This window comes from Flavisphingomonas formosensis, assembly GCF_009755815.1.
Taxonomy (GTDB): domain Bacteria; phylum Pseudomonadota; class Alphaproteobacteria; order Sphingomonadales; family Sphingomonadaceae; genus Flavisphingomonas; species Flavisphingomonas formosensis.
Map to the genome: position 1 here is coordinate 151,055 of NZ_WRPK01000001.1, position 23,735 is coordinate 174,789.

Here is a 23,735-nt window from a genome sequence, read left to right on the forward strand (position 1 = left end):
CGCCGGCCATGCCTATCGTCGGCGCCGACACGAAAGCATGCGGGAGGAAGGCGATGGCGGAGGCGGATTTTGCGTGGCGGTACGGGCCGACGGCGCTGATCCTCGGCGGATCGGAGGGCGTGGGCGCGGCCTTCGCGCACCAGCTGGCGGCGCAGGGGCTGGACCTGCTGCTCGTCGCGCGCAAGCCCGAACCGCTGGAGGAGACCGCTGCCGCCGTGCGCGCCGCCACCGGCCGCCGGGTGCGCACCCTCTCCGCCGATCTCACCGCGCCGGACGCGGTCGATCGCATCGCCTCCTTCGCGGGCGCGGACGAGGTCGGCCTGGTCGTCTACAATGCCGGCGCCGAGAGCCGCTTCCTCGATTTCCTCGATCGCCCGGCGGAGGAATCGCTGCGCATGGCGGCGCTCAACGTCACCACCCCGATCGGCATCGTGCATCGCTTCGCCGGCCCGATGGCGGCGCGCGGGCGCGGCGGCTTCATCCTGGTGAGCTCGGTCGCGGGCGTCGCCGGCTGCCCGCGCAACGCGGTCTATTCGGCCACCAAGGCGTTCAGCAACGGCTTCGCCGAGGCGCTGTGGTATGAGCTGAAGCCGCGCGGCATCGACATGCTCGGCCTCGTCCTCGGCCTCACCTTGACGCCCGCGATGCAGCGCATGGGGCTGAAGATGGACGGCGCCGCCGATCCCGCGCTCGTCGCCGCGGAAGGCATCGCCCACATCGCGGACGGGCCGACCTTCTACGCCGCCGGCACGGGCGAGGGCGCGCTCTATCTGCGCTCGCTCGATCGCGGCGAGGCGGTGCGCGCCATGGCGAGCAGCGCCAGCGAACTCGGCTGATGGCGATCACGCTCAGCTATCCCGAGGGCGGCATGCTGGTGACGGGCGGCACCGGCCGGGTCGGCAAGGGCATCGTCCGCCGCCTGGCCGAGGCCGGCGTCCCCCTGGTCTTCACCTATCGCGGCAACAAGGCCGAGGCTGACGCGATGGTGGCGGAGCTCGGCGCCGCCGGCCACCGCGTCTGGGCGCAGCGGATGGAGATGACCGACACGGGCGCCATCCAGGCCGCGCTCGATCGGGTCGTCGCGGAATGCGGCACGCTCCACGGCCTCGCCTGCGGCGCCGGCTGGCAGGTGCGGTTCGACAAGATCGCCGATTTCCCGATCGACTATGTCGAGCGGTTCGTGAACGCCGACGCGCTCGGCTATTACCGCGTCTTCCACGCCGCCATCCCGATGCTGCGCGCCCGCGGCGGCGGCACGATCACCACCTGCACGACGATGGCGACCCGCCGGGTGATCGATTATGACGGCATCTCGCCCTTCTCCAAGGCCTCGATCGACGCCTTGATCCGCCAGGTCGCGGCGGAGGAGGCGCCGGCGGGCATACGCTGCAACGGCGTCGCCATCGGCTGGGTCGAGGATCGCCCGATCGATCAGGCACGCATCGATTACGGCCCCAGGCCGGAGGATCCGCAGAATGAGGCCGAACGCGTCTCCGCGCTGATGCACCAGCTGTTCGATCTCGCCCGGATGAAGCGCCCCGTGACGTCGCAGGAGGCCGGCAACACCTTCGCCTTCCTCGCCTCCAACGAGGCGCGGCACCTGACCGGCCAGACGCTGGACCTGGACGCGGGATGTTTGTTGTGAGGCGATACCATCTCCCCTCCCTGCAAGGGAGGGGTTGGGGGTGGGTGCGCGCGTCCGCGCGTCAAAAGACTCCGCAGCGCTTGCTGCAAGGCAGCCGCCGGGGCATCGAGCCCCGACGGTTGCGACCCACCCCCAGCCCCTCCCTTGCAGGGAGGGGAGCCAGCGAACGAGCCTGCCCATGACCAACAAATACGGCCCCATCGTCCAGATCGCCTATGTCGCGCGCGACGTGCCCGCCGCGATCCGGCACTTCCTCTCGCTCGGCATCGGCCCCTGGTATTATGGCGACACCGCCGCGTTCGACAGCTTCGATTATCTCGGCTCCACCGAGCATCCCGATTTCGAATATGCCATCGCCTATTGGGGATCGCTGCAGATCGAGCTGATGTGCCAGAAAGGCCCCGTCCCCTCGATCGTCAGGCGCTGGATGGACAAGCCGTTCGACAAGATGCTGCAGCATCACGTCGCCATCTTCCCGGAGGAGTATGAGGGCACCATCGCCCGCGCCGTCGCCGATGGCTATGAGGTGCACCAGCGCGTCGGCACGATCGTCGGCGGCTTCACCTTCCTCATCCATCCGGACGAGCCGGATTTCATCCTGGAGATCGTCGAACGCACCCCCGCGCGCGTAGACTATGGCGCCTATATGGAGGCCTCGCAGCATGACTGGACGGAAGAGACCGCGATCCGCGCCTTCGGGAGCCGGCCATGAAGCTGCCTGAGCCCTGCTGGTATGAGGGCAAGGACGGCGCCCGCCTTGCCGCGGACAGCATCGGCGCCGGCCCGCCCGTGCTGCTGCTCCACGGCGGCGGCCAGACCCGCGGCTCCTGGCGCCGCGCGGCCCAGGCGCTGGCGGCGCGCGGCTATCATGCCGTCGCGCTCGATGCGCGCGGCCATGGCGACAGCGATTGGGCGACGGACGGCTATGGCTTCGATGTCTTCGCGGGGGATCTGCGCGCGGTGATCGATCAGGTCGGCGGCAGGCCCGCGCTGGTCGGCGCCTCGCTCGGCGGGCTGACCGCGCTGATGGCGCTCGGCATGGCGGAGCGGCCGATCGCCTCCGCGCTCGTGCTGGTCGACATCACCACCCGGATCGAGCCGCGCGGGGTGGAGGCGATCCACGCCTTCATGACCGCCAATCCCGATGGCTTCGCCAGCGTGGAGGAGGCGGCGGACGCCGTCGCCCGCTACATGACCGATCGCCCCCGCCCGGCCAATATCGCCGGCCTGCGCCGCAACCTGCGCGAGCGGGCGGACGGCCGCCTCCACTGGCACTGGGATCCGGACTTCCTCACCGGCGGAGGCCGCGAGCGTCCCGATCCGAACAGCATGATGGAAAGCTTCGAGGCCGCCGCCCGCCGCGTTTCCATCCCCACCCTGCTCGTCCGCGGCGAGCACAGCAATATCGTGAGCGACGCGGGCGTCGGTCGCCTGCGCGAGCTCATCCCCGCCGCCGAGATCGCCGAGGTGCGGGGCGCCGGCCATATGGTGGCGGGCGACGCCAACACGCCTTTCGCCGACGCGATGATCGGCTTCCTGGAGCGGGTCTATCCGGTCTAGCGGATCGGCGAAGGCCCGATAACCCCCCTGGCCGGCGGCATTCCCCACCACCGATTGGAACCCGTTCGTCTTCGTCACCCAGCGTCCGCCGGCACGAGTCGGCAAACCCGACCGGACCGAAGCGAATACCGGCAGCCGAAGGGATCAGCCCCCGGCCCCAAACATAAAGCCCCTCCCCTTCAGGGGAGGGGTTGGGGTGGGGCCTGTCCGCAGCCGAAATGGCCGCCACAGGCCCCCCCACCCAATGCCCCTGAAGGCGAGCGGCGAGCGCGCGCGATCGAAAACCGACCCGGAACATGATGACATTGGATCGAACCGGGATCGCCATCCCAGCGAAAGCTGGGATCGCTGTCCCACCTTCGAGCCGTTCACATGTCGAGAGTGATCCCAGCTTTCGCTGGGATGATGCATCAACCTAAAGTCATCACGCTATAAAAGGATAGAGCGAGGCGTGCTCAGCAACCGACGGGCTCGATGCTCCGCCCGTTGCTTCACGGCAAGCGCCGCCCCGCCTATTCGCTCTTCCCGAGCAGGCTCGACGCGATCGCAGTAAGCCCGCCCTCGCCGCCGAGATGCCCGAGCACCTGCTGCAATATCTCCTGCGGCAGGCCGGTGGTGTCGGACGCGGTCTGCACCGTGTCGCCCGGCTGCGGATGCGCCTGGGTCAGTGCCGCGATGGCGCTTTCGGCCTGTTCCGGCGTCAGGCCCACCTTGGCCGCCAGGTTCGCGACGATCGCATTCTCGCCCCCGCCCATGATCTGGCCGAGCACTCCATCGAGCAATCCCATCTTATCCTCCGATGTAAACGGGGAAGCGGCGAAGAATGCCGCCTCCCGATGCTGAGTCATCCCTAAATAGTGTCTTCATCCTCCCCCAGAGGGGGAGGGGGACCGCCGAAGGCGGTGGAGGGGTTCCGCTCACCCCCCACGTGCCGCCCGACGAGGGGGTATGGTCGAGCGCGTATCCCCCGAACACGACCACGGCCTGCCGGGGCACGGCAACGGTCGGACGCCCTCCCCTTTGGGGGAAGGATGGGGAATGCCCCACGGCTGCGCTCATCCCCTCGCGCCCCCATCCCCCGCCGCACGGGCCGCAACACGCCTCAATGCCGCAGGCTGTCCGGAATCGTCCCGCCATGCGCGGCAAGCTGGTCGATCACCGCGCGGTGCAGCGCGATATTCTCCTCGGCGGAGCCATCCGCGCCGACATGGATATTCAGCTCATTCGCGAGCTCCTTGCGGGCGGCAAGGCTCGAATCCATGTCGAGCAGCTTGAGCAGGTCGACGATCGACGTCTGGTAATTGCCGCCGCCGCCCTTCGCGGTCGCCATCTGCGCGAGCACCGCGCCGACATCCACCGGCGCCGCCGGAGCCGCCGCCACGGGCGCGGCCGCTGGGGCTGCGGCGGGGGCAGCCGCAGGCGCGGCGGCGGCCGGCGCGGCATCGGCCGCCGCCGGTGCCGGCGCGTCGCCATGATGGAAGATCTTGTTCATGATGGTCGAGAAGATGCCCATGGTTTTTCTCCGATAGGGGAGGCGAAACGATCCCGCCTCCATAGGCCCGGCACCGGGGGCGGGTTGGCCAATCCGGACGGCCGCCCCGACTCTCGGCGCCCTATGGTGCGATCGTTCGATCGACTCACTGGGTGCGCAAGCGCGATGCGGCATGGCGCGGGATTACGCTGACGGGTGGAGGAAGAGGAGGGGCAGGATTGTAATCAATTGTAAGGGGGAAGGCACAATAGTTCGCGATGTCTCGAGGTGAGCCCTCAGCAGGGTGTCGTCCGCATCGTCATCTCGATCATTGGCACGGGGAGCTATGTGCCTTTCTGTGTTACCTCGAATGACTCTTGAAAACGGACGTCCTCATAGGATCAGGACGGCGGCAGAGAGTCCGGACGTTGCGAAGCGCAACCGTGCAGGCTTCAAAAGAGGTTGGTTCAAGCTAAACTATTTACAATTCAGACGTGGTAACCTTACTATTATTCGTATGAACGAAAAAGCTCTGGCAATCCGTGCCGTTGCTCATATCCGCAAGAGTGGCGTGGACGATATATTTCGACCACCGCTATTTCATGGATCGATTGAAGCGCGCCTTCTTGGAGATGAGATTGACTACAGACGAGAAGTCGTGAACGCAGTAACGCGATTTCTTCGAGATAAGAAGGTTAGAAACCTTTCCATTCCGCTTAAGTTAAATATACCGAAGAACAAGTTTGCTTTCAGGGCAGCGAGCTGGATTGAACTGACTGATACCGCAAAATATCTAGCGCTCGTTATGAAAATAGCTCCTGATATTGAACGGGCGCGGCGGCCAGAGGGCGAGAAATCTGTTTTCTCCTATCGGTCTCGACCTCACGGAATGTTATTCGGTAGCAACTTGAACTATGATGCCTTTCGGCGTCAATCTGGTATTATGTCAGAGTTGCCAGAATATAGCGTCAAGGTCATAACTGACATCAGCAATTTCTATGATCGCATTAACATACATCGTATAGAGGCGATCCTCGCTTCGGCAGGCTGTGATTTAGCGACCGTTTCTAAGATCAACGATGTCTTGTTGTCGTGGGCGGGCCGCAATTCATATGGAGTTCCGGTTGGGTGCGACGGTAGCCGACTTCTCGCGGAAGCTTCGCTTATCAACGTGGACAATGAGTTGCATCGCCGTGGTATCAAATTTGTTCGATATGTTGATGACTTTCGATTATTCGCTCCTGGATATTTGGAAGCCAATACATCGCTAAATATTTTGATAGAAGCTTTAGATCGTGAGGGCTTGTTCCTCAACGTTGCAAAAACGAAGATGATTAATATCGAGAAAGGGCATGCCGAGGAAAACCCTGAAGGCACCGAAGAGGAGTTTGCTCCAATTGATCCGAATGAGGCCGTATCGGAAATACGCCGCGTGCATTCTCGATATAGTAGTCGGTTGGTGAGGACTTATCGTTATCCGGGCAAGGAGCAAATTACCCGGTATATGAAAACTGATATAAAGGCAATAAAGAACAGGATCGCAACGGAACTCGACGTAGCTGACGACGAAATTCGTGAGTTCATCAAGGCGTTTATCTACCAAAGTCGGCGGGAGGTGGTAGATTTGGTCGACGTTCTCAAGCGGCATGTCCACTATCTGCCGTACGTGGTTGATGCTATTATAAAAGAAAAGAATAGATTCTCACAAAAAGAGCGGGAAGAAATTCGAGTTTTTTTCGATGATTTCTTAGACGGAGGAAAATGCGCTGAATATTATATGCTTGCTGCGTTTCGATTGTCTTCAGAACCAGGTTTCGGAGTATTGGAGGTTTGTCGTCGTTTCCTCGCGCGTATACCGCTTACCACCAGCCCCATTGTTATGAGAGAGATGGTCTTACGGATGGCAGAGCTTGGCGATCGGGATGCTCTGGTGGCTCTCAAGTCAGTTTACTGGAATGTTGGTACCGTAGTCCGACGTGCGATTTTTTTCTGTTGGAAGGCCAGCGAAAAAATTCTTTTAGCCGAGAAGAATGCCTTTTTTCGTACGCTCAACAAAAGTGAAAGCGATCCGTTAATTGTTCGTGAGTCGGGTAAGGCGTTTTCGAAAAAATAGCGAAGAAATCTGGGACAGCATATATTTCGGCTCGCGCCTATGGGCGCACTGAACTGCTATCGCACCTAGTCTTCGTGGCCCGCAACGCTCTGTCGAGATCATCCGACGATGCCCTGAGCTCCGCGTGATATGTCCTCCTCTTCCCCAGAATGTCGCGCAAGACCGGCTTCAGGGGAGGAGAGAATGTCGCAGGATCGAGTTGCCCTTCGGCGATGTGGATGAGGTCTCTCGCCTGGGTCGGAAAAGCCGGCAACCTACTGACGATGCTGGCTTCCAATTCCGTTCCGGCTCCGAGGTCCGCAAAGAGGCGAGCAGCCGCACCTTCCTGTTCGAGCCTCCAGCGAACCAGACCATCCCTCGTTCGAAAGGAAAGGCGAACTACCCCGCCCGGCTGATGAAGTCTCGGAAATGCGGTGCCATAGGATATCCTCTCGAGAACCCATCCCCCGAATTGCCCAGTTGAACGGTCTTCTTCCCTGCCCTGCGTGCTTGCGGGAGGCGGATCGCCGGGCGTCGCCGGCATCGGCTCAGCATGGCAATCGTGACCGACCCAAAGACTGGTAGCAACAATCGCCGCCGAAAAAGCCCGCATGTCCTGCCCTGCCACTGCGAACCGCCATCAGAGCGTGGAAATCGCCGTGACGCAATGCTTTGCCTCTTATACTCCCAGACAGCATATATAATCCACCTCCCGGCAATCCCCCGGCCCATGCCAGCCTCGCTGCCATGACTGACACGATCACCTACAGCCCCACCCTAATCCCTGCCGCCCGCACCCTCGCCGCGCGGGGCGCGCTCGACAAGGATCTCGCCATCGCCTTCGGCGTCCCCTTCCGGACCATCCGCGCTTGGAAGCAGCAGCATCCCGATTTCGCCCCCCTCCTGGCGGGCGACGAGGATGAGGATCGCACGGCGCGGCTGCGCAAGGCCGAATAGATCGGCCCGCCGGTCGGCGAACCCGCTTTTCTTGACCGGCTCGAACGGGAGAGCGGACATATCCTCAAGCCGGCGAAGCGCGGTAGGAATGCAGCAATAGATGCACTGTCACCGTAATTCCGGGTTGTGTAACAAAAGAGAGTTTCCAAGTGAGCGCGGCCCTGCTTTAATCGGGTTCATAAAGATGTAATTTTGTTGCAAGAGGGGCGAGATGACGCGTGCGGCGGTTAGGCTTGCATTGGGCTTGGGGGCTATCGGCCTTTCTCTTTCGGTAACCGCATTCGCCAGCAGCGCTCCGCTCCACGAAGTCGCGCCGGAATCCTGTAGCATCCATATCTGGCAACGCGGCATTTACAAATCCGAGTCCGCATCCAACTTCGGCGCTTTCGGCCTTTTAGGAGCGGTGTTGCAAGCTCAGTATGACCGCAAGTACCCAGCAGCCAGCGTCGAAGGTGTCATCGAAGACGTACTGAACATTGATGCGCTACCAATAACGATTTCATCAGTTTCTTGGCACAGCTACACCGGATCCGAGAACAATACCGTTGTATTTGAACACGAGCCTATCTCGGACAGCAAGTTTAGAGCTTTGAAGGCGAGTGCGGCGCGTAACAGCGCATCGCAAGACTCCTGCTATATCGAACTTTACGTCGGCGCTCAAACATTCTCGGGGAGCGGTATCAAATCGCACTTGTTCAGCGATTTTTACGCGCGCACGTTTTATGATGGCGTCCAAAGTCAGAAAGGGGCGATTTTGTGGGATCAAACTCCCCACCTAACATTCACGGATGCTGACAGTCTGACGACGGCCAAGCACATCATCGCAGACGGATTTGTCGCCACATTGACCAAGTTTTTGACCAATAAACTGCCGAAGCGCAAAATTCCGGGCTGACTTCCTGGCAATACATCCAGGATTGTCTGTTGCTTGCTCGCACACCACACCACACCACACCATCACACCACACCATGTTGGTAGAAGTGATGCCCAACCGGCTCGGGTTCTGATTCAAGGCTGCTATTTGGAGAGCAATCATGGGTCCCGGTGACAGAATTACGGTGACAGTGCATTAATCCGGTAAAAGCAATCCCTCCGCTCATGACAGCCTCGCTGCCATGACCGACACGGCCCACTACAGCCCCGCCCTGATTCCCGCCGCCCGCACCCTCGCCGCGCGGGGTGCGCTCGATCGGGATCTCGCTATCGCCTTCGGCGTCTCCTTCCAGACCATCCGCGCGTGGAAGCAGCAGCATCCCGACTTCGCCGCCGCCTGCCGCCTGCCGCCTGCCGCCCGATGCCGCCGATGAAGCGGTCGAGCGCGCCCTCTTCCGCAAGGCCACCGGCTATGACCGCGAAACTCCGCGTCGCCGATTAGGTCACGCCCTGCGAGACGCACCGCAGATGCGATCGCTTCCGAACGGGCTGGCCAGCCCGGCTGTCGGGGTTGGGACGCGAAGTCCAATACGGCCATGTCTCCACGTTGCTTAAATCAGCCCGCGCATTAACGGGGGGACGGGGCTCGTTACGGATCGGGGGGATAATGCCGACGGCGATACTCTATGAGATTCTGTTTCTCACTGCGATGTTGCTCGCCATGGCGGCGAGCATGCTCGTCATATTCGGCCTCCACCGCGTGCTGCGCGGCTGGAACTCGACGTGGCGAAAGGTCGCCATCGTCCACGCGGTCAACATCGTCGTTCAGTTCTTTTTTGCACATGCTCTCGTCACGACTATACCCCTGTTCTCCTTCGTCGGTATCTTAAGATGGACACCTATCGCTTTTGCGCTGGCCCTCATGGTCGCGGACGCTGCACGGTTGCGACTCCACAGGATGACCGCCGTAGATGGAAATCGGCACCCAAGGAGGCCGGCCATCGCCTTCGGGCTGATATCGATATTGGCCGTTCTGCTTGCGCGCGCGACCGTGGACTCCTCAAACGGCAAACGCACGCTGGAAGGAGCCCGTTGGTATTCGACCGTCCAGGCAATGCGACAGCGATCGCCGGAGCGCGAGGCGATCGATGCGATGGTGGCGGCATATCCCGATGCCATGAACACCATCTTGGAGGTCTATTTTCGCGAGGTCAGCGCCGCGCGCGCCGCGCATCGGTCCGACACCATCTCCCCGCCCGTCGCCAAGCGCATCCTGACATTCACCTTGATGAAGCGCAGCGCAATCGCGCAAGCACCTGGCCCCTCGCTCGCGGCATTGCAGCGCGGCTTGGGTGATTTCGGTCAACTGTTGAACAGCTGGGTCGGGCAATGCGGCACTACATCGGACGGAACCCCGATGGGTGCCATTGCGGATCTTCCGATTTCCTCCGATGAGTCGCGGAGATATGGCCGGCTGATCGCTGCAGCCATATATGCCGCGAAGGCGGGAGAACAGCATCCCGCCGGGCGTTCGTTTCAGCCTGAGAAACTGCCGCTCCTCATGGAGAACCTCGCAGCCTACGAACGTCATCGTTTGCGGGAAAGAGGGGCCCGCGGGATCGCCAGCGACAATGTCTGCGCGAATGTCGCGGACATACTCCGATGGGAAGCGAGCTTGCCCTCCGACGATCTGGCGCTGCTCTACAATGCTGGCGTTGCAACCCTCCCATCCATCTAGGCAGCACTAGGGTTTATCCGGCCGCTCGCGGCAATCCCCCGGGCCATGCCAGCCTCGCTGCCATGACCGACTATTCGCCCGCCCTGATCCCCGCCGCCCGCACCCTCGCCGCGCGCGGCGCGTTCGACAAGGATCTCGCCGCCGCCTTCGGCGTCTCCTTCCAGACCATCCGCGCGTGGAAGCAGCAGCATCCCGATTTCGCCGCTGCCTGCCGCCTGCCTCCCGATGCCGCCGACGAAGCGGTCGAGCGCGCCCTCTTCCGCAAGGCCACCGGCTATGACCGCGAGACCGAGCGCGTCTTCCTCAAGGACGGCACGCTCGTCCGCACCACCGTCACCGAGCATGTTCCGTCCTGCGACAAGGCCGCCACCCTCTGGCTGCGCGTCCGCCGCCCCGATCGCTGGGATTCTCCGCCATCCGCGATCCAGGATCCGGCCGGCGCGCTTGCGCTCACCGAAGAAGCGCTGCGCGACATAGAGGAGGCTGCCTATGAGGCCATGTGCGCCGCACAGGAAGGTGGGCCGGAGATGGACGGCGACGACGATGGAATGGCCCGGATCGATGCGCTCGATCCCGGGCCTGACGCGCCCGTGGATGAGGGCGATCCTCTCGTGGGTCTCGAAACGGTCTCACCATTCCCGTCATCCCAGCGAAAGCTGGGATCACTCTCAGCAGCCACCCGCTCGCATGTGGAGAGCGATCCCAGCGTGCGCTGGGATGACGTTCTAAGCGCACCAGCCCGCGATACCCTCCCTCATCGCATACACCCCCCGCTGCCTCCGTTCACCCAGGCCATCCCGGTCGATCCGATCGACATCGATCCGCCGCCCCCGCCCGGCCCGGACTACGACCCCGCCTTCGTCCGCCGCGCCCGCCAGCTCGCCGATGGCGGCGCGCTCGACAGCGATCTCGCCCGCGCCTTCGGGATCGGCGCCACCACCCTGCGCCAATGGACGCTCCGCCACGCCGCCTTCGGCGCCGCCTGCCGCCTCGCTCCCGCCGTCGCGGACGATGCCGTCGAAGCGGCCCTCTTCGCCCGCGCCATCGGCTACACCTATATGCGCGAAAAGGTCTTTCTGACCGGCGACGGCGAGAGGCTGCGCACCGAAATCGCCGTCACGCTCCCGCCCTCGCTGCGCGCGGCGCATTTCTGGCTGGTCCATCGCCGCGCCGATCGCTGGTCGGGCCAGTGCCAGCCGCCCGACCTCGATCCCGCCGAGGCCGCCCGCCGCATCGCCGAGGCCCGCCTCCGCGTCGCCGAATATGATCTCCACCGCCGCCACTGGCGCGAGCATGGCTGCGCCCCGCCCGGCTGCGCCGAGCCCGAGCCGCCGGACGAGGAGTGGGAATGAGGGCCTTTCTTCATCCTCCCCGGAACGGGGAGGGGGGCGGAGCGGCGGACAGTGGCTTGCCGGGGGCAAGCCACAGCCGCGAAGCCGGCTCGCGGAGCGAGCCGTGGGCGGAGCGCGGTGGAGGGGCGACCAGTCGTCAAAGGCGATGCCCGGCGACTGTAGAGAGCGGCAGCCCCTCCACCATTCGCTTCGCGAACGGTCCCCCTCCCCCGCCGGGGGAGGACGAAGCTGCGCTCAGATCCCCCACACCATCTTCGCCAGCCGCTCCCGGTGGAAATAATCGTCCCCCAGCGTCTCGCCGGCCACCCGCGCCCGCTTGAAGAACAGGCCGATGTCGAATTCGTCGGTCACGCCGACGCCGCCGTGCATCTGCACCGCCTCGTTCATCGCCTCGCGCGCCGTCCGCGTCGTCACCGCCTTGGCGAGGCTGGCGAGCGCGCTGCGGGCCTTGTCGCCCTCGTCGAGCGCGCGCAGCGCCTTGAGCACGACGCTGCGGGCGAGGTCGAGCGCGACATATTGCCGCGCGGCGCGGTGCTGCAGCGCCTGGAAGGTGCCGATCTTCACGCCGAACTGCTCGCGCTCCTTGAGGTAGGCGACGGTCCGGTCGAACGCTTCCTGCGCGATGCCGAGCAGCTCGGCGGCGAGCAGAACGCGGCCGACGTCGAGCGCGCGGGCGATCGCCGCCGCCGCGTCGTCTGCACTTCCGTTCGCGCCGCCCAGCACGGCGTCCGCGCCCACGCTGACGCCCTCGAACGCGATATCCGCGGCGTTGCGGCTGTCGATGCTGGCGCGCGGGGTGACGGCGACGCCCGGTGCGCCGGGATCGACCAGCAGCAGCATCGGCCCGTCCTCGCCCTGCGTCGCGACGATCAGCCCGTCCGCCACGCCGCCGTCGAGCACGAAGCGCTTGGTCCCCTCGATCCGCCAGCCGGCGCCGTCGCGCGTCGCGCGTGTCGCGCGCGTGTCGGGATCGTGGCGCCCGCCTTCCTCGATCGCCAGCGCGAAGAGGCGCGATCCGTCGAGGAGGCCGGGCAGCAGCGCCGCCTTCTGCCCCGCATCGCCCGCGGCGATCAGCAGCTCGATGGCGAGCGCGGTGGAGAGGAAGGGCGTGGCGGCCAGCACGCGGCCCATCTCCTCCGCGGCGAGGCCGGCCGCCGCATAGCCCATGCCGATCCCGCCTTCGGCCTCCGGCACCTGCGGCGCGGCAAAGCCCGCCTCGGCCAGCTCCGCCCACAGCGCCGGCGAATAACGCTTCGGATCGCCAGAATCGCGGAGCGCGCGAAAGGCGGCGACGGGCGCGGAGCGGGACAGCAGGCTGCGCAGGGATTCGACGAGCATCTGCTCGTCTTCGGTCAGGACCAGGGGCATGGGGATGTTCCGAGCTTATGGCTCTCCTCCCCGCAAGGGAGGGGCTGGGGGTGGGTGCGCGCGTCTGCGCGCTTATGGGAGACGGGGTGTTTGAGGCCGAACGTCCGCCGGGGCATCGAACCCCGTCGTCCGCTTGCCTGCTCCTGTCCCCTCCTCGGAAGGGAGGGGAAGGGAGAGACGTTCCTCATCGTCATCCTCCCCGGAACGGGGAGGGGGACCACCCGCAGGGTGGTGGTGGGGTTCCCGCGGACGACAGGCGGACCGTCGATTGCGAGCGCGGAACCCCTCCACCGCGCCATGCGCGGTCCCCCTCCCCCTGCGGGGGAGGATGAAAGTCGTTCCCCATCACGCCCCCGGCAAACCGAGCGCGCGTTTCGCAAGGATGTTGAGCTGGATCTCGTTCGATCCGCCCGCGATGGTGTTGGCCGGGGCGTGCAGCCATTCCTGCGCCTCATGCCCCTGCGGGTCGAATCCGGCCGAGCCCTCGATGCTCATCGCCAGCTCGGTGCGCCGCTTCATCAATTCGGTGCCGAACAGCTTCAGCACCGATCCGGTGAAGGGGGAGGAGGCCTTGGCCTTCGCCTGGTCGCCCGCCCGCTCGATCGCGATGGCGAGGGTCCAGGCGTCGATCTCATGCTGCATGATGTCGCTGCGCAGCGCGCCCGCCCGCGCGATGCCGTCCGCGCCCAGCACGCGCACCGCATGCTGCGCCAGCGTCTCGGCGCTGAGCTGCGTCGTCGGCAGCGATCCGATCATCTCGCGCTCGTGGCTCAGCAGATATTTGCACACGTCCCAGCCACGGCCGCGCTCGCCCACCACATTGCCCTTCGGCACCTTCACATTGTCGAAGAATGTCTGGGTGAACGGGCTGTCGCCGGCGATCAGCTTGATCGGCCGGGTGGAGACGCCGGGATCGGCCATGTCGATGAGGAGGAAGCTGATGCCGAGATGCTTGGGCGCGTCCGGCTCGGTGCGGACCAGCGCGAAGATCATGTCGCACTTGTCGCCATAGCTGGTCCAGATCTTGGATCCGTTGACGAGGAAATGGTCTCCCTTGTCCTCGCCCTTGGTCGCGACGCTTGCGAGGTCCGATCCCGCGCCCGGCTCCGAATAGCCCTGCGCCCAGCGTATCTCGCCGCGTGCGATCCTGGGCAGATGCTCGCGCTTCTGCTCCTCGGTGCCATATTTGAGGAGCGCGGGGCCGAGCATCCAGATGCCGAGGCTGTCCAGCGGCCGGCGCGCGCCGATGCGGCGCATCTCCTGCGCCAGTATCTTCGCCTCGTCCCTGGAAAGGCCGCCGCCGCCATATTCCCTGGGCCATTCGGGCACGGTCCAGCCCTTCGCGCCCATCCGCTCCATCCACAGCCGCTGGTCGTCATGGATGAAGCTCGGCTTGCGGCCGCCCCAGATCGCGGTCTCGATGCTCTCCGGCTGGCGGATGAACGGCGGCGCATTCTCCTCCAGCCAGGCGCGCACCTCCGCCCGGAACGCGTCGAGGTCGCTCATGCGGCGATCTTGGGCGAGGGGTTCCGGCTGGCGAAGAACTGGCTGTAATATTGGCGGTTGCGCCCGAACGGCCCGTCGCCGTCGCATACCAAGGGCGGCTCCATCCGCTTGTGCCGGTCGAGGATCACCTTGTCCTGATCGAGCTGCGTGCAGATGTCGCGGATCAGCGCCCTGGCGAGGTTCGCCCCCGGCCCCTCGGCCTGGGCCTTGGGCTGGGTGAAGGCGAAGCGCACCTTCAGCACGTCGCGGTCCACCGGCGTCACGCCCGAGACGAGCAAGGTCTCGGAGATGCCGGTGAAGCGGCTGGTGCTCTGCCCCGGCCCATAGGTGATCGAGGTGATCGCGCCCTCGACATGGCCGCGCGGCGTGTTGAACTTGATGTCCGCCACCACGGCGCGGGAGCGGCCGTCGAAGGTCATGCGATATTCCGGCACGAACGGCGCGCCATGGACATATTTGAAGTGGGAGATGTCGATGCCGTTGTCGGCCATGTTCTCGAGGCTGGTGTACACGAACCATTCGAACTTGGCGTAGGGCGTCCAGTCGGGATCCTGGGTCTCCGCATAGACCACCGGGTCCCATATCGGCGCGATGCGGTCGGGATGGTACCAGACCAGGATCTGGTTGTTCACCTCGGCCGTCGGCCAGCTGGGCACGCAATCCTTCCGCTTCGCCTGCGGCGGGATCACCTTGGCATAGGGGATGTCGAGCACGCGGCCCTGGTCGTCATAGCGCCATGCGTGGAACGGGCACTCGAGCAGGTTGCCGGCCACCTTGCCGCCATGCGCCATGTTCGCCCCATAATGGGCGCAATAGGCGTCGAGCACGCGCGCTACCCCGTCCTCGCCGCGCCACAGCGCCAGCTCCTGCCCGAAATAGCGGATCGACTTGACCTCGCCGATCGCGAGCTCGTCCGAATAGTCGACCACGAACCAGCCGAACGGATATTCGTGCGGCAGGTTGCGCTCGTCCGGGTTCGGGCGATCGGTCACGTCCGCCTTGCGCCAGGCGAGCCGCTCCTCGCCCTTGAGGTTCTCGAGATAATGCCACACCGCCGGCGGCGGGGTCCGGGCGCTGACGGGATTGGGTTGGTCGGCCATGAGGGGTCTCCTTCGGATTCAGATGCCGAACAGCGTCTTGGCGTTTTCGTAGAGGAATTTGGGCCAGACCTCGTCCTTCAGCGGCAGGTTGCGGAGGTCGCCGAAGATGCGCTCCAGGCTGAGGCCCATCGGGAAATAGCCGGCGTACATCACCTTGTCGGCGCCGCGGCTGTTCATGAAGTTGATGACGGCTTTCGGATAATGTTTCGGCGCGAAGGCGGAGGTCGAATAATAGAGGTTCGGATATTTGAGCATCAGCTTGCAGGCCAAGGCCTCGTCCGGCTCGCAGCCATGCCGTGTCACGAATTTGAGTTCGGGGAAGAACCAGACGACCTCCTCGATCAGCTCCACCTTCTGCACCAGGCTCGGGAAGCGCGGGCCGCAGACGCCGGCATTGACGAAGATCGGCAGCCCTTCCTCCACGCAGGCGGCGTAGATCGGGTACATCTTCTTGTCGTTGATCGGCACCTGCGGGTTGATGCCGGCCGGAAAGACGCTGACCGCGTGGATGCCGAAATCGCGCTTGGCGCGGCGGATGGCGCGCACCGCCTCCATCCCGTCATTCGGGTTCACCGGCATGTCGAACAGGAAGCGGTCGCGATACTTGCCCTGCGCGGCCATCGAGCCCGGCTCGCCCTCGATGAAGCCGATCAGCGCGCGCTCGATATTATGCTTGTCCATATGGCCGATCGTCCAGGCGACCTTGTCCTCGACCGGGCCGACCTGGGGGATGTCCTTGAACATGTACTGCGCCGGCATCTTGAACGCCTGCCGGCTTTCCTCGTCCATGAGGAGCGGCTTGAACGCCTCATACCATTCGCTGTTGTCCCCGGAGACGGGGATGGCCATCATCAGATCGATGACCTTCTGCTTTTCGGGAAAGGGCATCAGGCGGGCTCTCCGGCTTTTTCGAGATAGCGTGCGCGCAGCTTGGCCTTGTCGACCTTGCCGGTGACGTTGCGCGGGAAGGGGCCGAGGTCGAACACCACGGCGGCCGGCACCTTGTAGTCGGCGAGGCTGGCGCGGGCCAAAGCCTTCACCTCCGCCTCGCTGCGGCTGGCGCCCTCGCGCAGCGTCACCGCGGCGATGGCGCGCTCGCCCAGCCGCGTGTCGGGCACGCCGAACATCGATACCTCGACGAAGTCGGGATCCGCGCTCAGCACGCGCTCCACCTCGGCGCAGTAGATATTCTCGCCGGCGGAGATCACCATGTCCTTCTTGCGGTCGACCAGGTGGACGAAGCCCTCGGCATCGATGTAGCCGACGTCGCCGGTGCGCAGCCATGCGCCGTCGAAAGCCGCGGCATTGGCTTCGGGCGCGTTGAAATAACCCTGCATCACCACTGCGCCGCGGACCCACAGCTCGCCGGCCGTGCCCTGCGGCAGCACGTTGCCCGCCTCGTCGCGCACCTGCAGCTCGACGATCGGCGAGCTGTCGCCGCAGGAAGAGGGCTTGAGCAGATAGGGCGCGCCCGCGATCGCCGTCACCGATCCGGACACCTCGGTCATCCCCCAGCCGGAAGATTGCGTCGCGGTCGGCAGCGCCTGGCGCACCCGGTCGATCAGGCTGCGCGGCGTCGCCTGGCCGCCGACGCCGACCGCCGTGACCGATTTCAGATGTGCCGCGGCTTCGGGGTGGTCCAGCAGGTCGCCGAGGATCAGCGGCGGGCCGGAAAGGGTGGTGACGGCATGGCCGGAGATCAGCTCCAGGGCGGCCGCCGGGCTCCAGCGCCGCATGGTGACGAGCTGCCCGCCCGACGCGCTTGTCATGAAGAAGGCGGTGATGCCGGAGATGTGGAACAGCGGGAAGACCAGCAGGTTGGAAACCCGCGGCATCATCGTGCGCAGCGTCTCCACCGGCACGCCGTACATCGCGGCGGCCAGCTCCACCTGCAGCGCGGTCAGATAATCCAGGTTGCGCGCCATGTTGGTGATGTTGCGCTGGGTCAGCACCGCGCCCTTCGGCCGGCCGGTGGTGCCTGATGTGAACAGCACCATCGCGGGCGCGTCGCGATCGACGCGCACCGGCTCGGCCGCGCGTCCCTCGCCGGCCAGCGCCGCCTCGACCGGGCCGAGCGTCTCGATCGGCGCGGCGATGCCGGCCTCGCGCATCCGCTCGGCGCGTTCCTCGTCCGCCAGGATCAGCGTGCAGGGCACGTCCGCCGCGGCCGCCGCCAGCTCCGCGCCCGCGCCGCGGCTGTTGAGCAGCACCGCCACCGCGCCCGCGCGCAGGATGGCGGTGAAGGCGACGAACCATTCCGGCCGGTTGCGCATCGCGATGCCGATCCGGTCGCCCGCCTTCACGCCGTGCACGTCCTGCAGCCAGCCGGCCAGCCGCGTGGCAGCGCCGGCGACGTCGGCATAGGTCAGCCGGCGGTCGCCCTCGATCACCAGGTCGAGAGGGCCGAAGCGCGATTCGTTGCGCAGCAGCACGTCCACGACATTCTCGTCGCACTCGGCATAGACCTTGATGGCGTGCCCGCCGACGGTCGCCCGCTTCACCGCGAAGGGCGCGCCGTCCGCCGTCAGCGTCTCGCAGATGCGGGCATAGGCGCCCAGTACGTCGAAGGAGGCCGTGGCCATGCTCTCTCCTGAAATTTATAATGCGTTATAGATCGTGCTTTCCGCATTTCGCAAGTGCGGCGGATGCACGCGCATTGTGAAACCTGATCGGCGCATGCGGCAAGCCGCCATCGCTCCCGCACAAGCCGCCGTCGTTGACGGCGCGAAGAGCCCGCTTGTAAGCCGCTGACAGATCTGTCAGGACGCATATCGCGAGAGAGGACGTGGCATGAAGAGATTTGATTTCCCGGTGCCCTACGGCTGGTTCTACATCGCCGAATCGGCCGATCTCGCCCCCGGCGAGATCCGCCAGGTCCGCCGCTTCGGCCGCGATCTGATCCTCTGGCGCGGCACCGAGGGCGCCGCCCATCTGCAGGACGCCTACTGCCCCCATCTCGGCGCCAACATCGCGGTCGGCGGCCGGGTCGTCGGCGACACCGTCGAATGCCCCTTCCACCGCTGGTCGTTCAACGGCGACGGCTCGGTCGCCGCGATCCCCTATGCCAGCAAGCTCAACCCCTATGCCTGCCTCACCACCTATCCGGTGCAGGAGCTCTATGGCTTCGTCATGGGCTGGTATCACCCCGCTGGCGTCGCCCCCTTCTTCGATCTCCCCCGCGTGCCGGAACTGGACGAGAGCGACGCCTATGTCGGCCCGCTGGTCGAGGCACACATGATCCGCACCTGCCTGCAGGAGATGGCGGAGAACACGGTGGACGGCGCCCACTTCCAGTCGGTCCACGGCCACCCCGGCGCCGCCGCCTATGACGGCATCCGCTTCGAAGGTCCCTATATGCGGATGGACTCGACCCAGCTCTTCCCGTCCTCGCGCGGGCCGGTGGAAGGGACGCTGTCGAGCGAGAGCTGGGGCTATGGCTTCGGCATCGTGCGCTACGAAACGGTGATCGGCATCTGCATGCTCACCGTCAACGCGCCGGTCGAGGCGGACGTGACCGAGCAGCTGTTCCGCGTCTACTGGCGCAATCCCGAGCGCAACGAGCAGATCGACCGCATCGGCCACGCCTTCGCCAAGGAAGTGAACCGCCAGCTCCGCCAGGACCAGCCGATCTGGGAAGCCAAGATCTACCGCGACAAGCCGTATCTGTGCGACGGCGACGGCCCGTTCCTCAAGTTCCGCCGCTGGGCGAAGCAATTCTACGTCGATACGCCCTCCCGGGTGCATGAGGGCGTGGCGGCGTGATTCCAGCGCAAGGATTGATGGCCCTTCCCGTTCGGTTCGAACGAAGTCGAGAACTGCCTTCGAGCGAAGTCGAGAAGGGGCATGCTCGGCAACCCTCGGCTTCGCTCGGGCCGGGTTCTCGACTGCGCTCGAACCGAACGGAAATTGTGCACGACGGATTGCTCGCGTGAGTCTCGACTGGGGCTGGGCGACGCCGCTCGAATCGATTGCGGGGCAGGTCGCCATCGCCGGGGTCGGCGAGGCGCCGGCCTCCGAGCGCTCGGATCGCAGCGCGCTCGACATGGCCGGCGCCGCCATCGAAGCGGCGATCGCCGACGCCGGCCTGACGCCCGCCGACATAGACGGCCTGATGATCCAGAAGGGCATGGCCGGCCAATATTCCGCCGCCGCCTTCCACGCCCGCTTCGGCACCCGCCAGGATCTCTGGGTGTCCGAAGCGGGCGGCGCGATGACCTGGGCCGGCACTGCGCCCTACGCCGCCGCCGCCGCGCTACGCACCGGCCGCGCGCGCCACATCCTCAACGTCTTCGCGATCGACTGGGCCTCGCAGAAGGCGGCGGGCACCGGCGGCCCGGGCGACTATCATGCCGGAGAGCGGATGAAGGCCGGCTATGAGCTGCCCTTTGGCTATTATCCGCAGCCGGTCTATTTCGCGGGCGTCGCGCGCCGCCACATGCACGAATATGGCACCACCGAGGCGCAGCTCGGCGCGATCGCGGTCGCGCAGCGCGTCCATGCCAACGGCCATCCCGGCGCGGTGATGCGCGAGAAGCCGCTGACGCTCGATCAGTATCTCGCCCGGCCGATGCTGGTCGATCCGCTGCGCATGGAGGATTTCTGCCTGATTTCCGACGGCGCGGCCGCCTATCTGATGACCACGCCCGAGCGCGCCAGCGATCTGGCGAAGCCGCCGGTGATCGTGCAGGGCGTCGGCGAGGGTGTTTCGCGCGCAGGCACCTATTTCAGTCAGCAGGGCGATTTCACCGCGACGCCGCAGCGCTTCGCCGCTCCCGCCGCCTTCGCCATGGCGGGCCTTTCGCCGGCGGATGTCGACGTGCTCGCCGTCTATGATCCCTTCACCATCGTCGCCCTGATGCAGATCGAGGATATGGGTTTCTGCGCCAAGGGCGAGGGCGGCGGCTTCGTCGCGGGCGACCGGCTCAGCCACGCCCGCGGCCGCGCGAAGGGCGGCCTGCCGTTCAACACCCATGGCGGCCTGCTCAGCCATGCCTATCTGCTCGGTATCGCCCATGTCGTCGAGCTTGTCCGGCAGCTGCGTGGCGAGGCGGCGAACCAGGTCGCGGACGCGCGCGTCGCCGCCTATGGCGGCTTCACTGGCGGCGATGCCTCGACCCTGCTGATGGTGTGCGCATGACCGCCGGTTTCCCGCTTCCCGACACGACCGATCCGCGTCTCGCGCCTTTCTGGGAGGCAGCGGCGCAGGGCGAGCTCCGCCTGCCGCGCCGTGTCCACGGCACCGGGTTCGACTGGTATCCGAGCGGTGCCGAGGTCGAATGGGTGCGCCTGCCCGGCACCGGCCGGCTCTTCACCTGGTCGGTGGTCGAACGCCCGCTTCATTCCGGCTACGCCGGCATCACACCCTATGTCTCCGCGCTGGTCGAGCTGGACGGCGCTCCTGGCGTTCGCCTCGTCACCCGCCTGCTCGAGGCGCCCGACCGGCTGACGATCGGCGCGCCGGTCATCGTCCGTTTCACCGATCTCGGCACGCCCGGCCCGGAAACGGCCGTAATCGCGCCGCTGTTCGTGTTACACTGCGTCAAAGACAAAAGCTGAGAGGAACCATGGCGACATTTCTTCTGGTCCACGGCATGTTCCACGGCGGCTGGTGCTGGCAGCCGCTCAAGGCCCGGCTCGAACAGGACGGGCATCGCGTGCTGGCCCCCGATCTTGCGAGCTGCGGCGCCGACTGCACGCCCGCATCGGAGGTGACGCTCGATCGCTGGGCGCGCGATATCGCCGCGCTGGCGGCGGATGCGGGTGAGCCGGTGATCCTCGTCGGCCACAGCCGCGGCGGTCTCGTCGTCAGCCAGGCGGCCGAGGTCGCCGGCCCCGAATCGGTGGCCGGCATCGTCTATCTCACCGCGCTGATGCTGCCCGACGGGGTCAGCGCGGTCGGCCTGCAGCAGCTGATGGCAGAGCAGGCGATCGAAGGGCCTTCGCTGGAGGTCCGTATCGACGAGGACGGCCTGTCGATGCTCCCGCCGCCGGATTCGGAGGATCTGTTCTTCGCCGAATGCACGGCGGAAACCCGTGCCTGGGCGGCGCCGCAGGTGAAGGCGGAGGTGATGGCGCCGCTCGCGACGCCGGTGTCGCTCAGCCCGGACCGCTACGGTCGCATCCCGCGCGTCTATATCGAGACGACGAAGGACCGGACCGTGCCGATCGCGGCGCAGCGGGCGATGATCGCCCAATCCCCGCCGATCGCCGTCCATTCGATGGCGACCGACCACTCGCCCCAACTCAGCCATGTCGATGCCCTGGCCGAAATTCTGAACGTCGTCGCGATCCGCGATCTTGCAGAGAGATCGGGTCGCGGCGCGCGCAATCTGGAGAATGCCCAATGACCTATGATCTCATCATTCGCGGCGGCACGATCGTCGACGGGAGCGGCGGCGCACCGTTCGTCGGCGACGTTGCCGTCAAGGATGGGCGCATCGCCGCGGTCGGAACCGTCGCGGCCGATGCAGCCCGCGTGATCGATGCCGCGGGATTGCTCGTCACGCCCGGCTTCGTCGACCTCCATACCCACTATGACGGCCAGGCGATCTGGTCTGATCGGCTCAATCCTTCGTCGGGCCATGGCGTCACGACGGTCGTGATGGGCAATTGCGGCGTCGGCTTCGCACCCTGCCGTGCGGAGGACCACGACGTCCTCGTCGACGTCATGGCCGGCGTCGAGGACATTCCCGGCGCGGTGATGGCCGAGGGCCTGCCGTGGAGTTGGGAGACTTTCCCGCAATATCTCGACGCGCTCGATTCCCGCCCGCGCGACATCGACGTCGCCGCCTTCCTCCCGCATTCGCCGTTGCGCGTCTATGTGATGGGCGAACGCGGCGTCGCGCGCGAGCCCGCGACCGAGGCGGATCGCGAGAAGATGCGGGCGCTGACCAGGGAGGCCATCGAGGCCGGCGCGCTCGGTTTCGCCTCCTCGCGCCTCTCTTATCACCGCACCGAGGGCGGAGAACTGATCCCGACGCACGACGCGGGCGATGATGAGATCGCCGCGATTGCGCAGGGAATGGTGGATGCTGGCGGCGGCCTCTTCCAGTTTGTCCCCGAGATTCCGTCGCAGGGCTATGAACCGGTGCTCGGCCCGCTCTTCCGTATCGCGCGCGAGGCTGGCCTGCCCGTCACCTTCACGCTCGGCACCGGCAACAGCGGTGCACCGCTATGGCCGGCCGCGATGAAGTTGGTCGAGGAGAGCAACCGGGCGGGCGGCACCGTGACCGCGCAGGTCTTCCCGCGTCCGATCGGCCTGATCATCGGCCTGGAGCTGTCGGCCAATCCGTTCGTACTCTGCCAGAGCTACAAGGCGATCGCCGATCTGCCGCTCGCCGAGCGCGTCGCCGAGATGCGCAAGCCCGAGACACGCGCGCGCATCCTGGCGGAGGCGCCGGACGAGGGCCATCCGCTGGTGAAGATGACCCGCAATTGGGACTGGATATTCCCGCTCGCCCCGGTGCCGAACTATGAGCCCGACGTCTCGACCAGCATCGCCGCCCGCGCGGCGGCGCGCGGCGTCTCGCCCGAGGAGGAGGCCTATGACCGCATCCTCGACGATGAAGGACATGCGATGCTGATGGTGGCGCTCGGCAATTTCCAGGATGGGTCGCTGGATACCATCGGCACGTTGATGCGGCGGGACGATGTAGTGCTTGGTCTCGGCGACGGCGGCGCGCATTACGGCATGATCTGCGATGCCAGCTTCCCGACCTTCCTGCTCGCCCATTGGACGCGCGATCGCGAGAGCGGCCGGCTGAGCGTGGCCGAGGCAGTGAAGGCGCTCACCGCGGATCCCGCGCGCGTCGCCGGCCTCAACGATCGCGGCCGGATCGCCCCCGGCTACAAGGCGGATCTGAACGTGATCGACTATGAAGCGCTGCGCCTCAACCGTCCGGTCATCACCCATGATCTGCCCGCGGGCGGCCGCCGCCTCGATCAGACCGCGGACGGCTATGTCGCGACGATCGTCGCGGGCGAGCTGATCAACGAGAACGGAAACCCGACCGACGCGCGTCCCGGCCGGCTGATCCGCGGTCGTCAGGCTGAGCCCGCTTAATCCCTGTCAT

22 protein-coding genes are annotated in these 23,735 nt (G+C 65.7%); 15 read left to right on the forward strand and 7 right to left on the reverse strand.

The features are described from left to right. Window positions 1-53: 53 nt before the first annotated feature. The 4 genes from GQY20_RS00785 to GQY20_RS00800 all read left to right on the forward strand — a co-directional run bounded on the left by GQY20_RS00785 (window position 54) and on the right by GQY20_RS00800 (window position 3,205). The gene (locus GQY20_RS00785; RefSeq protein ID WP_157215135.1) at window positions 54-836 is read left to right on the forward strand and encodes an SDR family NAD(P)-dependent oxidoreductase; all 783 of its coding nucleotides are present in this window, start codon (window positions 54-56) and stop codon (window positions 834-836) included. After that, on the forward strand, window positions 836-1,645 hold the full coding sequence (locus GQY20_RS00790) for an SDR family NAD(P)-dependent oxidoreductase (protein WP_157215136.1): 810 nt from the start codon (window positions 836-838) through the stop codon (window positions 1,643-1,645). Before GQY20_RS00785 ends, GQY20_RS00790 begins: the two co-directional genes overlap by 1 nt. Before the next feature lie 178 nt (window positions 1,646-1,823). Beyond that, the gene (locus GQY20_RS00795) at window positions 1,824-2,357 is read left to right on the forward strand and encodes a VOC family protein (protein ID WP_157215137.1); all 534 of its coding nucleotides are present in this window, start codon (window positions 1,824-1,826) and stop codon (window positions 2,355-2,357) included. Further along, window positions 2,354-3,205 carry an alpha/beta fold hydrolase gene (locus GQY20_RS00800; RefSeq protein ID WP_157215138.1) on the forward strand — a complete coding sequence of 284 codons (852 nt, stop codon included), beginning with the start codon at window positions 2,354-2,356 and terminating at the stop codon, window positions 3,203-3,205. The genes GQY20_RS00795 and GQY20_RS00800 overlap by 4 nt, the downstream gene beginning before the upstream one ends. A 512-nt stretch (window positions 3,206-3,717) precedes the next feature. Here the strand turns inward: GQY20_RS00800 and GQY20_RS00805 are convergent. Continuing rightward, window positions 3,718-3,993, reverse strand: a complete 276-nt coding sequence (locus tag GQY20_RS00805; protein WP_157215139.1) for a hypothetical protein — start codon at window positions 3,991-3,993, stop codon at window positions 3,718-3,720. 314 nt (window positions 3,994-4,307) lie between these two features. After that, window positions 4,308-4,718, reverse strand: coding sequence for a DUF3597 domain-containing protein (locus GQY20_RS00810; RefSeq protein WP_157215140.1), 411 nt, complete (start codon window positions 4,716-4,718; stop codon window positions 4,308-4,310). Window positions 4,719-5,046: 328 nt separating this feature from the next. Between GQY20_RS00810 and GQY20_RS00815 the strand changes: the two genes are divergently transcribed. The 6 genes from GQY20_RS00815 (at window position 5,047) to GQY20_RS00840 (ending at window position 11,689) form a co-directional block, all read left to right on the forward strand. Beyond that, on the forward strand, window positions 5,047-6,789 hold the full coding sequence (locus GQY20_RS00815) for an RNA-directed DNA polymerase (protein ID WP_157215141.1): 1,743 nt from the start codon (window positions 5,047-5,049) through the stop codon (window positions 6,787-6,789). A 726-nt stretch (window positions 6,790-7,515) separates the two neighbouring features. Further along, window positions 7,516-7,725, forward strand: coding sequence for a hypothetical protein (locus tag GQY20_RS00820; protein ID WP_157215142.1), 210 nt, complete (start codon window positions 7,516-7,518; stop codon window positions 7,723-7,725). Between the two features lie 211 nt (window positions 7,726-7,936). Beyond that, the gene (locus tag GQY20_RS00825; protein ID WP_157215143.1) at window positions 7,937-8,620 is read left to right on the forward strand and encodes a hypothetical protein; all 684 of its coding nucleotides are present in this window, start codon (window positions 7,937-7,939) and stop codon (window positions 8,618-8,620) included. A 221-nt stretch (window positions 8,621-8,841) separates the two neighbouring features. Continuing rightward, entirely contained in the window at window positions 8,842-9,033 is a 192-nt protein-coding gene (locus GQY20_RS00830; RefSeq protein ID WP_157215144.1) for a hypothetical protein, read from the forward strand. 233 nt (window positions 9,034-9,266) lie between these two features. Continuing rightward, window positions 9,267-10,337: a hypothetical protein gene (locus GQY20_RS00835; RefSeq protein ID WP_157215145.1), complete on the forward strand. Its 1,071-nt coding sequence runs from the start codon at window positions 9,267-9,269 to the stop codon at window positions 10,335-10,337. A 62-nt stretch (window positions 10,338-10,399) separates the two neighbouring features. After that, window positions 10,400-11,689, forward strand: coding sequence for a hypothetical protein (locus tag GQY20_RS00840; protein WP_157215146.1), 1,290 nt, complete (start codon window positions 10,400-10,402; stop codon window positions 11,687-11,689). A gap of 234 nt (window positions 11,690-11,923) precedes the next feature. Here GQY20_RS00840 and GQY20_RS00845 read toward each other — a convergent pair whose 3' ends face one another. The 5 genes from GQY20_RS00845 to GQY20_RS00865 form a co-directional block, all read right to left on the reverse strand. Then, entirely contained in the window at window positions 11,924-13,057 is a 1,134-nt protein-coding gene (locus GQY20_RS00845; protein ID WP_157215147.1) for an acyl-CoA dehydrogenase family protein, read from the reverse strand. A 345-nt stretch (window positions 13,058-13,402) separates the two neighbouring features. Beyond that, window positions 13,403-14,563, reverse strand: a complete 1,161-nt coding sequence (locus GQY20_RS00850) for an acyl-CoA dehydrogenase family protein (RefSeq protein WP_157215148.1) — start codon at window positions 14,561-14,563, stop codon at window positions 13,403-13,405. Then, on the reverse strand, window positions 14,560-15,663 hold the full coding sequence (locus tag GQY20_RS00855) for a Rieske 2Fe-2S domain-containing protein (RefSeq protein ID WP_157215149.1): 1,104 nt from the start codon (window positions 15,661-15,663) through the stop codon (window positions 14,560-14,562). Before GQY20_RS00855 ends, GQY20_RS00850 begins: the two co-directional genes overlap by 4 nt. 18 nt (window positions 15,664-15,681) lie before the next feature. Next, window positions 15,682-16,551, reverse strand: a complete 870-nt coding sequence (locus tag GQY20_RS00860; RefSeq protein WP_157215150.1) for an amidohydrolase family protein — start codon at window positions 16,549-16,551, stop codon at window positions 15,682-15,684. Then, window positions 16,551-18,245, reverse strand: coding sequence for a class I adenylate-forming enzyme family protein (locus GQY20_RS00865; RefSeq protein ID WP_157215151.1), 1,695 nt, complete (start codon window positions 18,243-18,245; stop codon window positions 16,551-16,553). Before GQY20_RS00865 ends, GQY20_RS00860 begins: the two co-directional genes overlap by 1 nt. Before the next feature lie 208 nt (window positions 18,246-18,453). Between GQY20_RS00865 and GQY20_RS00870 the strand changes: the two genes are divergently transcribed. The 5 genes from GQY20_RS00870 (at window position 18,454) to GQY20_RS00890 (ending at window position 23,725) form a co-directional block, all read left to right on the forward strand. Next, a complete protein-coding gene (locus GQY20_RS00870; protein WP_157215152.1) occupies window positions 18,454-19,425 on the forward strand; it encodes a Rieske 2Fe-2S domain-containing protein in 972 nt (323 codons plus the stop codon). 166 nt (window positions 19,426-19,591) lie between these two features. Further along, on the forward strand, window positions 19,592-20,800 hold the full coding sequence (locus tag GQY20_RS00875; RefSeq protein WP_157215153.1) for a thiolase C-terminal domain-containing protein: 1,209 nt from the start codon (window positions 19,592-19,594) through the stop codon (window positions 20,798-20,800). Further along, window positions 20,797-21,219, forward strand: coding sequence for a Zn-ribbon domain-containing OB-fold protein (locus GQY20_RS00880; RefSeq protein ID WP_157215154.1), 423 nt, complete (start codon window positions 20,797-20,799; stop codon window positions 21,217-21,219). The genes GQY20_RS00875 and GQY20_RS00880 overlap by 4 nt, the downstream gene beginning before the upstream one ends. A gap of 8 nt (window positions 21,220-21,227) precedes the next feature. Beyond that, window positions 21,228-22,010 (forward strand): alpha/beta fold hydrolase, encoded by a 783-nt coding sequence (locus GQY20_RS00885; RefSeq protein ID WP_157215155.1) that lies wholly within the window; start codon window positions 21,228-21,230, stop codon window positions 22,008-22,010. Then, window positions 22,007-23,725, forward strand: coding sequence for an N-acyl-D-amino-acid deacylase family protein (locus tag GQY20_RS00890; RefSeq protein WP_157215156.1), 1,719 nt, complete (start codon window positions 22,007-22,009; stop codon window positions 23,723-23,725). Before GQY20_RS00885 ends, GQY20_RS00890 begins: the two co-directional genes overlap by 4 nt. Window positions 23,726-23,735: the final 10 nt, after the last annotated feature.